At 68.8% G+C, this 14,869-nt stretch carries 12 protein-coding genes and 1 pseudogene; 5 read left to right on the forward strand and 8 right to left on the reverse strand.

Going from position 1 to position 14,869, the window contains the following annotated elements; genetic code table 11:
* Positions 1-4: 4 nt before the first annotated feature.
* From NF20_RS03095 to NF20_RS03105, 3 genes are all read right to left on the reverse strand, one after another.
* Positions 5-1,189, reverse strand: coding sequence for an acyl-CoA dehydrogenase family protein (locus NF20_RS03095; RefSeq protein WP_003876394.1), 1,185 nt, complete (start codon positions 1,187-1,189; stop codon positions 5-7).
* 126 nt (positions 1,190-1,315) lie between these two features.
* A complete protein-coding gene (locus NF20_RS03100) occupies positions 1,316-2,122 on the reverse strand; it encodes a mycofactocin-coupled SDR family oxidoreductase (RefSeq protein WP_033711681.1) in 807 nt (268 codons plus the stop codon).
* On the reverse strand, positions 2,122-3,747 hold the full coding sequence (locus tag NF20_RS03105; protein ID WP_033711683.1) for a flavin-containing monooxygenase: 1,626 nt from the start codon (positions 3,745-3,747) through the stop codon (positions 2,122-2,124). The genes NF20_RS03100 and NF20_RS03105 overlap by 1 nt, the downstream gene beginning before the upstream one ends.
* 131 nt (positions 3,748-3,878) lie before the next feature.
* Here NF20_RS03105 and NF20_RS03110 point away from each other — a divergent pair, with 131 nt between their 5' ends.
* Positions 3,879-4,727 (forward strand): mycofactocin-coupled SDR family oxidoreductase, encoded by an 849-nt coding sequence (locus tag NF20_RS03110; RefSeq protein ID WP_033711684.1) that lies wholly within the window; start codon positions 3,879-3,881, stop codon positions 4,725-4,727.
* Positions 4,728-4,778: 51 nt separating this feature from the next.
* On the opposite strand, the gene NF20_RS03115 is transcribed toward NF20_RS03110, so the two are convergent.
* The 3 genes from NF20_RS03115 to NF20_RS03125 form a co-directional block, all read right to left on the reverse strand.
* Positions 4,779-5,660, reverse strand: a complete 882-nt coding sequence (locus NF20_RS03115; RefSeq protein ID WP_033711686.1) for an alpha/beta fold hydrolase — start codon at positions 5,658-5,660, stop codon at positions 4,779-4,781.
* Between the two features lie 67 nt (positions 5,661-5,727).
* Positions 5,728-7,122: a WS/DGAT/MGAT family O-acyltransferase gene (locus NF20_RS03120; protein WP_033711688.1), complete on the reverse strand. Its 1,395-nt coding sequence runs from the start codon at positions 7,120-7,122 to the stop codon at positions 5,728-5,730.
* Between the two features lie 189 nt (positions 7,123-7,311).
* Positions 7,312-7,746: a nuclear transport factor 2 family protein gene (locus NF20_RS03125; protein WP_033711690.1), complete on the reverse strand. Its 435-nt coding sequence runs from the start codon at positions 7,744-7,746 to the stop codon at positions 7,312-7,314.
* Positions 7,747-7,996: 250 nt separating this feature from the next.
* On the opposite strand from NF20_RS03125, the gene NF20_RS03130 reads away from it, so the two are divergent.
* Positions 7,997-8,230 carry a CsbD family protein gene (locus NF20_RS03130; RefSeq protein WP_003876401.1) on the forward strand — a complete coding sequence of 78 codons (234 nt, stop codon included), beginning with the start codon at positions 7,997-7,999 and terminating at the stop codon, positions 8,228-8,230.
* Between the two features lie 96 nt (positions 8,231-8,326).
* Here the strand turns inward: NF20_RS03130 and NF20_RS03135 are convergent, their stop codons facing one another.
* Positions 8,327-9,172, reverse strand: a complete 846-nt coding sequence (locus NF20_RS03135) for an SDR family NAD(P)-dependent oxidoreductase (RefSeq protein ID WP_033711692.1) — start codon at positions 9,170-9,172, stop codon at positions 8,327-8,329.
* Positions 9,173-9,364: 192 nt separating this feature from the next.
* Here NF20_RS03135 and NF20_RS03140 point away from each other — a divergent pair, with 192 nt between their 5' ends.
* Together NF20_RS03140 and NF20_RS03145 are read left to right on the forward strand one after the other, a co-directional pair.
* The gene (locus tag NF20_RS03140; protein WP_080691842.1) at positions 9,365-10,420 is read left to right on the forward strand and encodes an alpha/beta hydrolase; all 1,056 of its coding nucleotides are present in this window, start codon (positions 9,365-9,367) and stop codon (positions 10,418-10,420) included.
* Between the two features lie 168 nt (positions 10,421-10,588).
* Positions 10,589-13,206 (forward strand): annotated as a pseudogene (locus NF20_RS03145) (FHA domain-containing protein).
* Between the two features lie 4 nt (positions 13,207-13,210).
* On the opposite strand, the gene NF20_RS27555 reads toward NF20_RS03145, so the two are convergent.
* Entirely contained in the window at positions 13,211-13,375 is a 165-nt protein-coding gene (locus NF20_RS27555; RefSeq protein ID WP_003876406.1) for a hypothetical protein, read from the reverse strand.
* A 315-nt stretch (positions 13,376-13,690) separates the two neighbouring features.
* Between NF20_RS27555 and NF20_RS03150 the strand changes: the two genes are divergently transcribed.
* Positions 13,691-14,869, forward strand: coding sequence for an acyl-CoA dehydrogenase family protein (locus NF20_RS03150; RefSeq protein ID WP_009977138.1), 1,179 nt, complete (start codon positions 13,691-13,693; stop codon positions 14,867-14,869).

The raw sequence follows: 14,869 nt of genomic DNA on the forward strand, positions 1-14,869 counted from the left end.
CCTCTCAGATCAATGCTCGCAGCGGGCCTTCGGGCGGGTCGATGCCGATCGAACTCAGCGCCGACGCGTGATAGGTCGTCCCGGGGACGTGGATGGCGTGCATCTGGCCGACGTGCACGTCGCGCCAATACCGTTGCAGCGGCTTGTCCATTCGCGCCGCGTTGCCGCCGGAGCGGGCGAAGATCTCGTCGACCGCCGACACCGCCCGCCACACCGCGCGGACCTGGGTGCGCCGGCCGGCCGCGCGGTCGGCGAAGGACACCTCCTTGCCGGAGGCGACGATGTCGTAGATCCGGTCGGCGTTGGCCAGCAGTTCCTGGCGGGCGGCGTTGATGTCGGCCGCGGCCTCGCCGATGGCGTACATGACGTAGGGGTCGTCCTTGATCGCCGTTCCGGTGGCGCCCACCCGGGAGCGCTGGTAGTCCAGGTGTGCGGCCAGCGCGCCCTCGGCGATGCCGATGGTGGCCGCCGAGATGCCCAGCGGGAACATCGTCGACCACGGCATCAGATACAGCGGCTCGGTCATGCCGGCTTCGCGCTGGGCGGTGCCGTCCATCACCTTGGTCGCGTCCATGGTCCGGTAGCTGGGCACGAACGCATCCTTGACGATGACGTCCTTGGAGCCGGTTCCGCGCAGCCCCACCACATTCCACGAGTCCTCGACGATCTCGTAGTCCTTGCGGGGCAGGATCATGTGCAGCATCTGCGGCGGCATCAACGGCACACCCTGCTCGTCACCGAGCATGGCGCCCAGGATGATCCAGTCGCAGTGGTCGGTGCCCGAGCTGAACTGCCAGCGCCCGTTGAAGATGTACCCGCCGTCGACCGGCTTGGCCACGCCCTGCGGCGCGTACGGCGAGGCCATCCAGGTGTCGACGTCGTCGGCCCAGACTTCGGCCGCGACCTTCGGGTCCGCGTAGGCCAACTGGTAGGGGTGCACACCCACCACGCCGACGATCCAGCCGGCGGCCGGGTCCAGCGCCGCGGTGGCCATCACGGTCTCGGCGAACTCGCGGGGGTGGACCTCGAAACCCTGGTACTGCTTGGTTTGCAGCAGCCGGATCAGGCCGGCGCCCTTCATCAGCTTGACGGTGTCGTCGGTGAGCCGGCCGAGTTGTTCGGCTTCGGCGGCCTGGTCGCGCAGCTGGTCGGCCATGGCCATGACCCGGTCGATTACCCGCTCACTCATGTTGTTGTCCTTACCTGTGGGTGCTTAGTAATGGTCTACCGCAGTCGTGGCCCGTCCCAAAGGAAATCCCGATGAGCGGACGAAATTGGGCGCCGCGGCATGTGTCGTCGTTGCAAGGCTTGCGTCCTAAGCCTTGGCCAGCAATCCGGCGTCGACCACGATCTGGGTGCCGGTGATGTAGCGCGCCTGGTCGGACGCCAGAAACACCACGGCATTGCTCACGTCGACCGGCTCCACCCAGGGAACCGGCAGCAGGTGCCGGGCGCTGAGCGCCTCGGCGGCGTCGTCTGCCGTCGGGTTGTCCAGGTCGGGCCGCAGCCGCCGGAAGGTGGCCTCGTCGAGCACCATCGCGGTCGCCACCGCCCCGGGGTGAACGGTGTTGACGCGGATGCCTTGCGGTCCCAGCTCGTTGGCGAGGGTGCGCGCCAACCCCACGACGGCGTGCTTGCTCGCGGAGTACGGGGCGGCGCCGGGCGTTCCGCGAATACCACTGGTGGAGCTGATGATCACGATCGATCCGCCTCGGGCGGTCCGGCTCATGTGGGGTACGCCCGCCTTGACGGTGTGCCACACGCCGGTGAGGTTGACATCCAACGTCTGCTGCCAGTTCTGCGGGGTGATCTCCCACGCGGGCGCGGCGGCCGGGTGGATTCCCGCGTTGCCGACGAGCACGTCCAGGCGACCGAGTCGGCCGACGGCCTCGTCCACCGCGGCCGCCAACGCGGCGAAGTCGCTGACGTCAGCCAGAGCGGTCGCCGCGCGCACGCCGCGCTGTTGCACCGCGGCGGCGGTCTGCGCGAGGTCGGGAGCCGCCGCGGGCACATCCACCGCGATCACGTCGGCGCCCTCCTCGGCGAACCGCTGGCAATGGCTGCGACCGATCCCGCGACCGGCGCCGGTAACCAGCACTACCCGTCCGCGCAGACCCGACATCAGCGGGCCTTGACCAAGGAAAACCCCTTGTAGCCGGCATTGGCGACCTCGGCGCAGATGTCGAGATAGACGCCGAACCCGCCGACGAAAAGCATGAAGACGCGCGGCTTTCCGGGCACGTTGGCACCCAAATACCACGAGTCGGCTTTGGTGAACAGGGTGGCGTCGGCGCGGCGCGCGCACTCGGCGCCCCAGTCGTCGACCGCATCCGTCGTCGCCTCGACAGCGGTGTAGTCATGGGCGTCGAGATATGCGATGCAGTCGGCGATCCAGTTCACGTTCGCCTCGGCATGCAACACCATGTTGGCCAGCACGGCGGGCGCGCCGGGACCCGAAACCAGGAACAGGTTGGGGAATCCGTCGACGCCGAGGCCCAGGTACGTGCGCGGGCCGCCGGACCAGTCGTCGCTCAGCCGCCTTCCGTCGCGGCCCACGATGTCGATCTTGGCCAGCGCGCCGGTCATCGCGTCGAATCCGGTCGCCAGCACGATCGCGTCGAGGTCGTAATGGGCGTCGGTGGTGTTGATGCCGGTCGCATCGATGGACATGATCGGCGTCTTGCGGACGCTGATCAGCTTCACGTTCGGGCGGTTGAAGGTCTGAAAGTAGTTGCTGTCGGTGCAGATTCGCTTGGTGCCGATCGGATGGTCATTCGGGATGAGCAGGTCGGCCAGCGCCGGGTCGTCGATGACGGCGCGCACCTTCTCCTCGTAGAACTTGCGGGCCTCCTCGTTGGCGACCGGGTCGATCATCTGGTCGGCGAATGTCTTGGAGAACAGCACTCCGCCGAGCTCCCAGCGCTTTTCGAATGCCTCACGCCGTTCCTCGGGGGTTGCCTCCATCGTCAACTTCGGGTGGGCGACGTGGGGCGAGCCACCCCCGCTGCGCCACGACATCCGTCGTCGTTCCGCGTAATGGGCTTTCACCTCGGCACGGTCGGAGTCGCTCAACGGCCGGTTACCCGCCGGCACACTGTAATTCGGGGTGCGCTGGAACACGTACAGCTGCGATGCGGCCTCGGCGATGATCGGAATCGATTGGATGCCAGAGGATCCCGTGCCAATGACGGCGACGCGCTTGCCGGTGAAGTCCACCGGTTCGTGCGGCCAGGCCGCGGTGTGGTAGACCTGCCCGGCGAAGGTATCCAAACCGGGGAACGGCGGAGTCATCGCCGCCGACAACGGGCCGGTGGCCATCACGCAGAACCGGGCGGTGACGCGCTCGCCCGCCTCGGTGGTCACCGTCCAGCGCAGCTGCACTTCGTCGAGCACGGCGGAATTCACGCGGGCGTTCAGGGTGATGTCGCGGCGCAGATCCAGCCGGTCGGCGACCCAATTGATGTAGGCCAGAATCTCGGGTTGGGTGGCGTACTTCTCCGACCAATCCCACTCCCGTTGCAGCGCGTCGGAGAACGAGTAGCAGTAGTCCACGCTCTCGACGTCGCATCGGGCCCCGGGATAGCGGTTGAAGTACCAGGTGCCGCCGACGTCCGGCCCGGCCTCGAACACCCTGACCCGCAGGCCGTTCGATCGCAGTTTGTGCAGCGCGTACAGGCCGGCGAAGCCCGCGCCGACGACCACCACATCGACATCCGGGGTTGCGCGCCGGTCACTGCCACTGGTCACGGATGCCTACGTTAGGTCCCGGCGGTCGTCCTCGGCCGGGATATCCCGGTGACCGGTACGCCGGCATGATCGTCTCCCGGCCATCGGACACACACCGACCCCGGTGCCGCCCGCGCCGGCAGAATCGCCGGATGCCACAAGTCAGTGCCACAGGGCGGCTGGCGGGGAAGGTCGCGTTGATCACGGGCGCGGCGCGGGGAATCGGGCGCGCCCAAGCCGTGCGGTTCGCGCAGGAGGGCGCCGACATCGTGGCCCTCGACCTGTGCGGACCGGTGGACACGGTGATGGTTCCGCCCAGCACACCCGACGATCTCGACCACACGGCCTCGCTGGTCGGCGAGGTGGGCGGGCGAATGCACGCGGAGCTCGTCGACGTTCGTGACCTCGATGGCGTTCAGGCCGCCACCGAGCGCGGTGCGCGACGGTTCGGCGGGTTGGACGTGGTCTGCGCGACCGCCGGCATCACGTCGCGCGCGATGACGGTCGAGATGGACGAGAGCGTCTGGCGCACCATGCTCGACGTGAACCTCACCGGCGTATGGCACACGTGCCGCGCCGCCGCGCCGCATCTGATCGCACGCGGCGCCGGTTCGATGATCTTGACGAATTCCATTGCGGGACTGCGTGGTCTGGTCGGCGTCGCGCACTACACCGCCGCCAAGCACGGCGTGGTCGGCCTGATGCAGAGCCTGGCCCACGAACTCGCGCCGCACCGGGTGCGCGTTAACTGCGTGCACCCGACCAACGTCGACACGCCGTTGATCCAAAACGACACCGTACGAAGCGCGTTTCGGCCCGACCTGGATCGGCCGCCGACGCGAGCCGAGTTCGCCGAAGCGGCGCGAGCGATGAACCTGCTTCAGGTGCCGTGGGTCGATCCGGTCGACGTCGCCAACGCCGCGCTGTTCCTGGCCTCCGACGAGGCGCGTTACATCACCGCCGTGACCCTGCCGGTCGACGCGGGCGCCACTCAGCGATAGGAGGGTTCGTGACCGACGTTGCGAAGTACGGGGTGCCTGCCGGGCACCGAATCAGCCGCGCGAAAGGAAGGCCAGCACGGTGCTTTCGAACGCCTCTTTGGCCTCGATCATCGCCCAGTGCCCCGAGTTGGGGAAGATGTGCAGCTCCGCGTTGGGGATGGTGCGCATCGGGATCAGTGCCATGTCCGGCGGGCTCACCCTGTCGTCGCGGCCCCAGGTGAGCAGGGTGGGCGCGGTGAGCTTGTGCATCACGGCCCACGGCAGCGGCCGATCGGATGCGTTCAGCGCGGCGTTCATCGCCGAGAACGCCGCCTTGCCGTACATGCGCCGCGCCGCGGCCAGCGTGTCCGGATCGGTGGCCAGCGCCCAGCGCTCCTCGATCAGCTGCTCGGTGATCAGCGCCTGGTCGTACACCATCGACTTGAGCCAGTCGACCAGCCGTTGCCGGGTCGGGTCTTCGACGAACTCCTGCAACAGCCGGATGCCCTCGCTGGGGCTGGGACTGAAGATGTTGGTGCCGATGCCGCCGATGGTCACCAGCCGCCCGACGCGGTCCGGATTGTGGGTGGCGAAGTTGATGCCGACGCCCCCGCCCATCGAGTTCCCGATGATGTGCACCTTCTCGACGCCCAGCGCGTCGAGAAACGGCGCGACGGTGCCGAACGCGGTGACCATCGGGTGGCCACCGAAGTCGTCGCTGACCCCGAACCCGGGGAATTCCAGCACCAGGCAGCGATAGTGGGCCGCGAAGGCGGGCAGTATCCCGCGGAAGTTGCGCCACCCGGTGACGCCGGGGCCGGAGCCGTGCAGGAAGAGCAGCACGGCTGCCGAATCCGGGCCGCCGGTGTCGTAGTAGCGCAAAGCGCCCTTCTCCGTGCTGATTTCACGCAGGTCTTGCTCGGTGATGCCGGTTCGTCCAGGAGTGTCTGCCACGGGTATCACCCTGCCATGCCGTGCCGGCGACGGCGGACGCGGTTCCGCTGAACGGGCGCGGATGCGCTCAGGTCCGGGCGCGGCCGGACCTGACGCAGTTCGTCAGCTCTTTGAGCGCGGCGGGAAACGCGTCGGCGAGATCCCACAGGTCGGGCACCAGGTCGGGGCAGGAGAGGATGCCGACGCCGAGCCGCCCGCCCAGAGACATCACGGTGATGTTGAGCGCCGCGCCGGCGATGATCGGCCCCAGCGGGTACATGCCGTCCAGCCGGCAGCCCAGGAAGTAGAGCTGGTGTCGTGGCCCGGCCACGTTGGACAGCACCAAATTGTGCGGCGGTTTGTCCGGCAGCGGGATGCGGGGCAGCAGTTTGCGCGCCACGCCGAACACGGTCTGCCCGGCCACCTGCGTCCAGTCCTGCAGCAGGGTCGGCCCCATCGCGGCGGCGTGCTCCTTGGCCGCCGCGTTTTTCTCCGCGATCGTGGTCAGCCGGTGCACCGGGTCGTCGATGTGGGTTTCCAGCCGGCACAGCATCCAGGTGGTCTGGTTGCGGCCGGGTCGAGAGGACTTGCCGTGCACCGACACCGGCACGCTGGCCACCAGCGGCACCTCGGGCAGTGCGTCGCGGTCGGCCAGGAACTGGCGCAGCGCGCCCGCGCAGATCGCCGTCACCACGTCGTTGACCGTCACCCCGAAGTGCCGCTTGACCGCTTTGACGTCCTCGGGGTCGACGCCGGCCAGGGCGACGTTGCGGCGCCGGGTGAACGTTCCGTTGAACGGTGTGGCCGGCGCCGCGAACGGAGCCGCCATGGTCTGCCCCCCGCCGCGGGCGCGCAGCACCGTTTCGGCCAGCGTCAGCGCGGTTGTCGGCAGCACCCTGGCCAGCCGCCAGGGCCGCAGCGCCGCCCCGATCAATCCGCCGGCGGCGATCTGCAGCCGGTTCGCCGTGCCGGCGCGGGCGGCCGGCTCGGGCGGCGGCGCGTCGGGCGCCGTGCCGCACAACTGCGCGAGCAGGTTGGCGCCGCCCACGCCGTCCACCACGGCGTGATGGGCCTTGAGGACGACGGACAGCGTGTCGTTGCCGTGCCGGCCTTCGACCACCCACATCTCCCACAGCGGATGGTCGCGATCGAGCGGCAGCCCGGCGACGTGGCCGCAGATCTCCGCCAGTTCTTTCGGTCCGCCGGGTGACGGCAGCGCGATGCGGTGCAGGTGCCGGCCCAGATCGAACCGGTCGTCGTCCACCCACACCGGGTGGTCGAGGTTGAGTGGGGTGTCGGCCAGCTTGAGCCGGAATTCGGGCACGGCTTCCAGCTGCCTCGACAGCGCGGTCCTAAACCGCTCGAAGGTGTAGCCGCCCGGCATCGTGGCGGGGTCCAGCTCCATCACACAGCAAATGTTCAGCAGCTGCGTCGGTGATTCCAGGTACAAGAAGAACGCGTCTAGCCCGCTGAGTCGTTGCATGTCTGCCTGTCTTTGTGTTTCGCGGCCGTGACCTGTGGTCACATGACCGGCGGTCATTCCGCTGCCGTCGCGCGGATGGGGCCATCGGGGTGGCCGCGATCCGCTGGTGCGCCGTGATGTCTGTAGCCGTTGCGGGGCGTTCGGCAAACATTCGCCCCGGCATTGACCGGAATCGCCGGCCGGCCGGTGCTACCCGGCCATGACCGAGCCGGGCGCCGCCCAGTCGGTGGACACCGCGCGGTGTTGGATCAGCCAGCCCCCGCCGTCGGGCACCAGCAGGTCGCGGTAGCGGCCGCAATGGTCCAGCCCGATGTGGGTGACGACGGTGAAGTAGGACCGGACCCGCGCCTCGCCGGGCCGCAGCTCGGTGAACAACACGTTGGAGACGTTGTGGCGCACAATCGGTTTGACGCCGACGTCGACGGCGATGCCGCCGGTGACACCGCGCAGGAAGGCCGCGATCGCCGCTCGGCCGCGCAACGGCTCGAAGCCCCGGATTTCGAGGACCCCGTCGCGGCAGAAGTTCTCCGCGAGGTCGTCGACCCGGCCCGCGTCGCCGGACCAGTTGTAGCGCGCCAGGGTGTCCCGGATCTGCTCGCGGGCGACCAGCTCCCACATCTCCATCGTCGCGACTCCTCGCTGTCGATCCCGAACAGCGTAAGCGGCCGTGCCGGTGCCCGGTGCGGTGAGGCGGGGCGGCGCCGGCTCGATCGGGACGCGATGACAGTCAATTCTGTTGCACAGCGAGGGAATTGGAGGTAGACCGGGCGGGATCGGGATGAGGCTGTGGTGCAGGCTACTGCTCGCCGACGTTTTGCGACGGCGCCGGCTGGCAATAACTGGGGTCGAGACGTACGACACGGAGGGAGGACGCATGTCGGACAAGAGCGGTCCCGAGGAGGCCATCGAGGGCGTCGTCGAGGGCGTCAAGGGCAAGGTCAAGGAAGTGGCCGGCGCGGTCGCCGGACGCGACGACCTGATGCGTGAGGGTCAGGCCCAGCAGGACAAGGCCGAGGCGCAGCGCGAGGCCGCACAGAAGGAGGCCGAGGCCGAAAGCGCCCGAAAGGCCGCCGAGATCAACGAGGCTCGCCAGAAGGCCGAACAGTAACCGTACTCGTCGATGGCCCGGCCACTCCTGTGGCCGGGCCATCTCTCGTCTGGCAAGAACTCAAAGTTATTGGTGCACAGGCACTCCGGACATCGATCAGGGGTCGGCGGGCCGATTCGTCCACTCCCGGCCGGGCCGACGTGAGGAGCGGAACCAGCCGCCGGCCGCGGTGGTGCCGCCGTCGGTGGGGATGGTGTGTCCGGTGATGAACGACGAACAGTCGGAGGCCAAGAACAGGATCACCCGGGCCTGATCCTGGGGCAGGCCCATCCGCCCGACCGGAACCCAGCGCGGCCACTGGCTCTGCTCCTCGGCCGAAAGCCATTGCGAGTAGGGCACTTGCAGCGATTCCGTGACGTCGGGAGCGACCGCGTTCACCCGCACCCCATGATTGCCCACCTGGACCGCGAGGCTGCGGGTGAATCCGATGACGGCGGCTTTGAAGGCCGCGTACACCGGGTCCTCGGGATAACCGCGCAGCCCCTCCACCGACGAGACGTTCACGATCGCACCGGCACCCCGGTCGATCATGGTCGGCAGGAACGCGTGGGTCACAAGGAAAACGTGATGCAGGTTGATCCGGTAAAGCTCGTCCCACAGCTGCGGGTCGGTGTCGGCGAAACCCCCGGGGTGGCGCAGCCAGTGGCCCACGTTGTTCACCAAAACATCGATCCGGCCATAGCGGTCCAGCACGGTCCGCGCAAAGTGGGTGACCTCGGCCGCGTTTCGCACGTCGGCGGTGATGGGATGCGCGGATCCGCCGGACGCCGCGATCGCCGAGGCGGTTTCGTCGGCGAGTTCGGCGTCGATGTCGGCGATGACGACATGCGCACCGTGCTCGGCGAAAAGCCGCGCGGTGGCCGCGCCGATACCGCCGCCACCACCGGTCACCACCGCCACCCGGTCGCTCAGCAGCGGATCAAAGTGTTTGGGCTGCGTCATCGCTCATATCTTCGGCCATTGCCCGAGAACGGCGACAACCAGGCCGGAAGACAACCAGGCCGGAAGACAAGCCAGTGATACCCATCTCAGCCCGCGGCAAACGGTGATGAACCCGACATTCGCCGCATGTACTTCTCCCGTTAGCCCGTCGCCGTGACGGGTACCCGGTGTCGACTTAGGAGGTTGATGCAGATGGTGAGTACAGCCGATCCGAGTCATATGTCGCCCCGTCGGGTATTGCCCAGCGTGGCAACGATCCGGCGGGTGCATCATCGCCATAGTCCGCAGTCGGTAGCGGTGTCGCTCGCCAGCCGCTTGATCGTGAAGAACGCGGTGCGCGCATGGGCGCTGACGCCGAATCTGCACTGGCCCCTCGAATATGTCGACAGCTTCGCCGGATTGGTGCCGCGGCTGGGATCGGCCGGCACCACCCACCCCGTGCGGCTCGAGCACTGCGCCGCCGAATGGGTGCGCGCACCCGGGGTATCGGGGGAGCGGGCGATTCTGTACCTGCACGGCGGCGCCTTTTTGACCTGCGGCCTCAACACCCACCGCCCGATGGTGACCCGCTTGTCGAAGGCGGCGGATGCCGCCGTGCTCGCCGTGGCGTACCGCAAACTGCCGGCGCACCAGATCACCGATGCCATCGACGACGGCCTCGACGGACTGCGCTGGCTGCAGGACCGCGGCTTCGACGGCGACCGCGTGGTCGTGGCCGGCGACTCGGCCGGGGGATACCTGGCGTTCATGACCACCCTGCTGGCGATTCAGAACGAGGTCATGGAGCCGGCCGGCATCGCGACCGTGTCACCGTTCACCGACACGGACCCGGCCCGAAAACTCAAGCACCGCAACGCCCGCAAATGCTCGATGTTTACCTGCCGGGCGTTCTCGCGGTTCGCTGAGTATCTGAGCAACGCCCAGGTGCTGGAGGGCCACGGCGATTCCACGGTCGCCTCGCCGGTGGACGCCGACCTGTCCTCGCTGCCGCCGGTCACCATCCATGCCAGCTCGGACGAGTTGTTGGTTGCCGACGCCGAGCTGATGGCGAAACGCCTGGAAGCCAGCGGAATCCACTGCGATCTCCATCTTTGGGACGGACAGATCCACGACTTCCCGCTGGCCGCCGACGTGTTGCCGGAGGGCAGGCGCGCGATCAAGTACCTCGGCGATTTCGTCAAGGACGTCACCGCCGCCGGGACTCGATTCTCGAACGTGCGCAGACTGCGCACCGCGGCGGCCGGTTGAAGAGCCCGAAAGTAGCTGCGCTGCACCGTGATTCGTCGCCCGGGCGTCCCCCGCCGCAGGCGCCGGAATCGGCGGAACACGAAGCAGCCGCCCAAACCCTCCCGACGTGGTCCGGGCCGGGAAACGCATAGCGCCTAACAGGCGCCGCTGCCGTTAGAGTTGGTCCTGATGACCCCACCAGCCACGCCTGCGTTGACCGTGCGCTACGACGGAGCCGAGCGCACCTTCGCGGCAGGCAACGATGTCGTGATCGGGCGTGACCTTCGCGCCGACCTGCGCGTCGCGCACCCACTGATCTCCCGCACCCACCTGATCGTGCGCTACGAGCAGGGGCGATGGGTCGCCATCGACAACGGCAGCCTGAACGGGCTGTACGTGAACAACCGTCGCGTCCCGATGGTCGACATCAACGACGGAACCCGGGTCAACATGGGCAACCCGGACGGCCCGGCCCTGTCCTTCGAGGTCGGCCGCCACCAGGGGTCGGCCGGCCGGCCTCCGCTCACCACGTCGATACCGATCGTCAGCACGCCCAGCGGGCCGATGACGGGCGCAGCGCAGGGCCAGCCGCCCGGCACCCAGCGGATCAGCCAGCCACAGCAGCCGGCGTCGTCCTCGTTCCGCCAGCCGGTGCAGCCGCCCACCGGCGCGCAGCCGAGCCACCCGCCCAGCGGACCGACCCGGTATCCGCCCAGCGGTCCGCAGCACGCGCCGCAGATCTACCGGGCGCCGTCGGGGCACGCCGCGCCGCCGACCACCGCGCAGCCCGCCCCCGCCCAGACCGGGCGCATCGGCGGCGACTCGTCGAACCTCGCCACGTCGATGATGAAGATCCTGCGGCCGGGCCGCGCGGGGCTGGAATCGACACCGGGCGCGGTCAAGATCGGCCGCGCCAACGACAACGACATCGTCATCCCCGAGGTGCTGGCGTCGCGTCACCACGCCACCCTGATCCCGACGCCCGCCGGCACCGAGATCCACGACAACCGCAGCATCAACGGCACCTTCGTCAACGGCGTCCGGGTCGATTCGGCCGTGCTGCGCGACGGCGACGTCGTCACCATCGGCAACATCGACCTGGTCTTCCACGGCGGCACCCTGGCCCGCCGCGACCAGACCGCGGCCGCGACCCGCACCGGCGGCCTCGACGTGCGCGGCGTGACCTGGACGATCGAGAACAACAAGACGCTGCTGGACAACATCTCGCTGACCGCGCTGCCCGGCACCCTGACCGCGATCATCGGGCCGTCCGGCGCCGGTAAGTCCACGTTCGCGCGGCTGGTCGCCGGATACACCCACCCGACCACCGGCACGGTGGCGTTCGAGGGACACAACGTGCACGCCGAGTACGCGTCGCTGCGCAGCCGGATCGGGATGGTGCCGCAGGACGACGTGGTGCACGGCCAGCTCACCGTGCAGCAGGCGTTGATGTATGCCGCCGAACTGCGGCTGCCACCCGACACCACCAAGGAAGACCGCGCCCAGGTGGTGGCCCGGGTGCTCGAAGAACTCGAGATGACCCAGCATCTGCACACCCGGGTGGACAAGCTGTCCGGCGGTCAGCGCAAGCGTGCGTCGGTGGCGCTGGAGCTGCTCACCGGGCCGTCGCTGCTGATCCTCGACGAGCCGACGTCCGGTCTGGACCCGGCGCTGGACCGGCAGGTGATGACCATGCTGCGCCAGCTCGCCGACGCCGGCCGCGTGGTGCTGGTGGTCACCCACTCGCTGACCTACCTGGACGTGTGCGACCAGGTGCTGCTGCTCGCCCCCGGCGGCAAGACGGCATTCTGCGGGCCGCCCGGCCAGATCGGCCCGGCCATGGGCACCACCAACTGGGCCGACATCTTCAGCACCGTCGCGGGCGACCCGGACGGTTCCCGGGCGCGCTACCTGGCCCGCACCGGCCCGCAACCGCCGCCGCCACCGGCGGAGCAACCGCCGAACTCGGCGACCCCGCGCACACCAGCCTGGTCCGGCAGTTCTCCACGATCGCCCGCCGCCAGATGCGGTTGATCGTCTCCGACCGCGGCTACTTCGTGTTCCTGGCGTTGCTGCCGTTCATCATGGGTTCGCTGTCGATGTCGGTGCCCGGTGACGTCGGCTTCGGCATCCCCAACCCGATGGGCGCCGCGCCCAACGAGCCGGGACAGATCCTGGTGCTGCTGAACGTCGGCGCCGTCTTCATGGGCACCGCGCTGACCATCCGCGACCTCATCGGGGAGCGCGCCATCTTCCTGCGCGAGCAGGCGGTCGGGCTGTCCACGTCGGCGTATCTGTTGGCCAAGGTCTGCGTCTACACCGTGTTCGCGATCGTCCAGTCGGCGATCGTCACCACGATCGCGGTGCTCGGCAAGGGCGCGCCCACCCAGGGCGCCGTGGCCCTGGGCAAGCCCGCGCTGGAGCTGTTCGCCGACGTCGCGCTGACCTGCGTCGCCTCCGCCATGCTGGGGCTGGCCCTGTCGGCCGTCGCCAAGTCCAACGAGCAGATCATGCCGCTGCTGGTGGTGGCGGTGATGTCGCAGCTGGTGTTCTCCGGCGGGATGATCCCGGTGACCGGGCGGGTGGGGCTCGATCAGATGGCCTGGGCAACCCCGGCGCGCTGGGGATTCGCCGCGTCGGCGTCGACCGCCGACCTGACCAAGCTGGTGCCCGGGCCGCTCACACCCAAGGACTCGCACTGGCGCCACGCCCCGGGCACCTGGTGGTTCGACGTGGGCATGCTGGTCCTGATCAGCACCGTCTACCTGGGGTTCGTGCGCTGGAAGATCCGCCTCAAGGGCGGCTGAGCGGTTACGCCCCCTTGCGCACCAGCTGGTCGGCCGCGGCGCGCATCCGGTCGGACAACTGCAACAGGTCGTGCTCGCCGACGCCCAGCGGCAAGGTGTAAGCCAGTTGCCGCAATTCGACGGCGTAGTTGCGCAAGTCTTCGCGGAGCCGCATCTCAACCGTGGGCATGACTTCTCCTCGAGTCCTTCGAGTCCCTCGACCCGGCGGTGTCTGGTCCGCGCCGACCAACCGATCTGAAAATCCTCCCAGCCCCCGCACGGAACCGCGAGCGTGTCGAGGGGTTTTAACGGGAGCTTGACAGCGCATTAACAGGCGCGGCGTCAATCCTTCGGGACCCTTCCCGGCCCTTCGCGGTACGCCGGGCGTAACGCCACGGCGAAATCCCGGGCGCATTCTCGCCGTGGCGTTACGCTGGCGCTGCTCGGTGTAAGGCTCGGTGTGAGGCCGACGGAAAGGCACCCGCAGAAAGGCACAGGCGCCGGAATGGATTTCGAACTCGACGCGGGGCAGCGCGCCTGGCTGGCCGAGATTCGCGAATTCCTGCGCGACAACGTCACCGAGGAGTTGCGGGCCGAGCTCGCCCAACACGATCTCGAGTTTCCCGACGGCGAAGTGGCCCGGTTCCGGCGCAAGATCGGCGCCAAGGGCTGGTTCGGGCTGAACTGGCCCCGCGAGTACGGCGGCCTGGGGCTGGGCGCCGTGCACCTGCACCTGCTGATGAGCGAATTCGAATACTGGGGCGTGCCGGGCCCCGACCTTACCGTGACGTCGGTGGCGCCGATGATCATGCGGCACGGCACCGAACGCAACAAAACCGAATGGCTGCCGCTGATCGCCAAGGGCGAAATGATCTGTGCGGTCGGCTATTCCGAGCCCGACGCGGGAACCGACCTGGCCAACCTGCGCACCAGCGCCGTCCGCGACGGCGAGGAGTGGGTGATCAACGGCACCAAGATCTGGAACAGCGGGGCGCAGCGGGCGACGCACGAATGGCTCTGTGTGCGCACCGATCCCACCGGCACCCGGCATCGCGGCATCTCGGTCGTCATCGTCCCCATCGACAGCCCCGGGATCGACATCCGCCCGCTGTACGCGTGGTCGGGCTACCGCACCAACGAGGTGCACTTCCATGACGTGCGGGTGCCGGTCACCAATCTGATCGGCGAAGTCAACCACGGCTGGACCTACATCACCGGCGCGCTCGACCTCGAACGGGGAGCCCTGACCAACGCGGGCGACCTGCGCCGCGCCGTCGAGGAACTGCACGAGCTGGCGCGGCGGCCGCGCCGCGACCGGACGGTGCCCGCCGACGACCCGTGGCTGCGCCGCCGGCTGGCGCAGGCCGAAGCCGACGTGGCGGTGGCCACCCTGATGGGCTACGAGGCGGCGTCGATCCTGGACAGCGGCGTCATCCCGACCGTCGAGGTCAGCGTCGAAAAGATCTTCACCAGCGAGCTGCGTCAGCGCATCGCGGATCTGGCGCTCGACCTGCTCGGAGTGGACGGGCTGCTGGCGCATCGCAGCGAAAACGCCCCGCTGGCAGGCAAATTCGAGCGGCTCTACCGGGCGGCCCCGCTGATGCGCTTCGGCGGGGGCACCAACGAGGTGCTGCGCGACATCATCGCCCAGCGCGGGCACGCCATGCCGAGCTACGGACGCTGA

Origin of the sequence: Mycobacterium sp. MAC_080597_8934 (assembly GCF_000523975.1) — a bacterium.
GTDB lineage: Bacteria > Actinomycetota > Actinomycetes > Mycobacteriales > Mycobacteriaceae > Mycobacterium > Mycobacterium avium.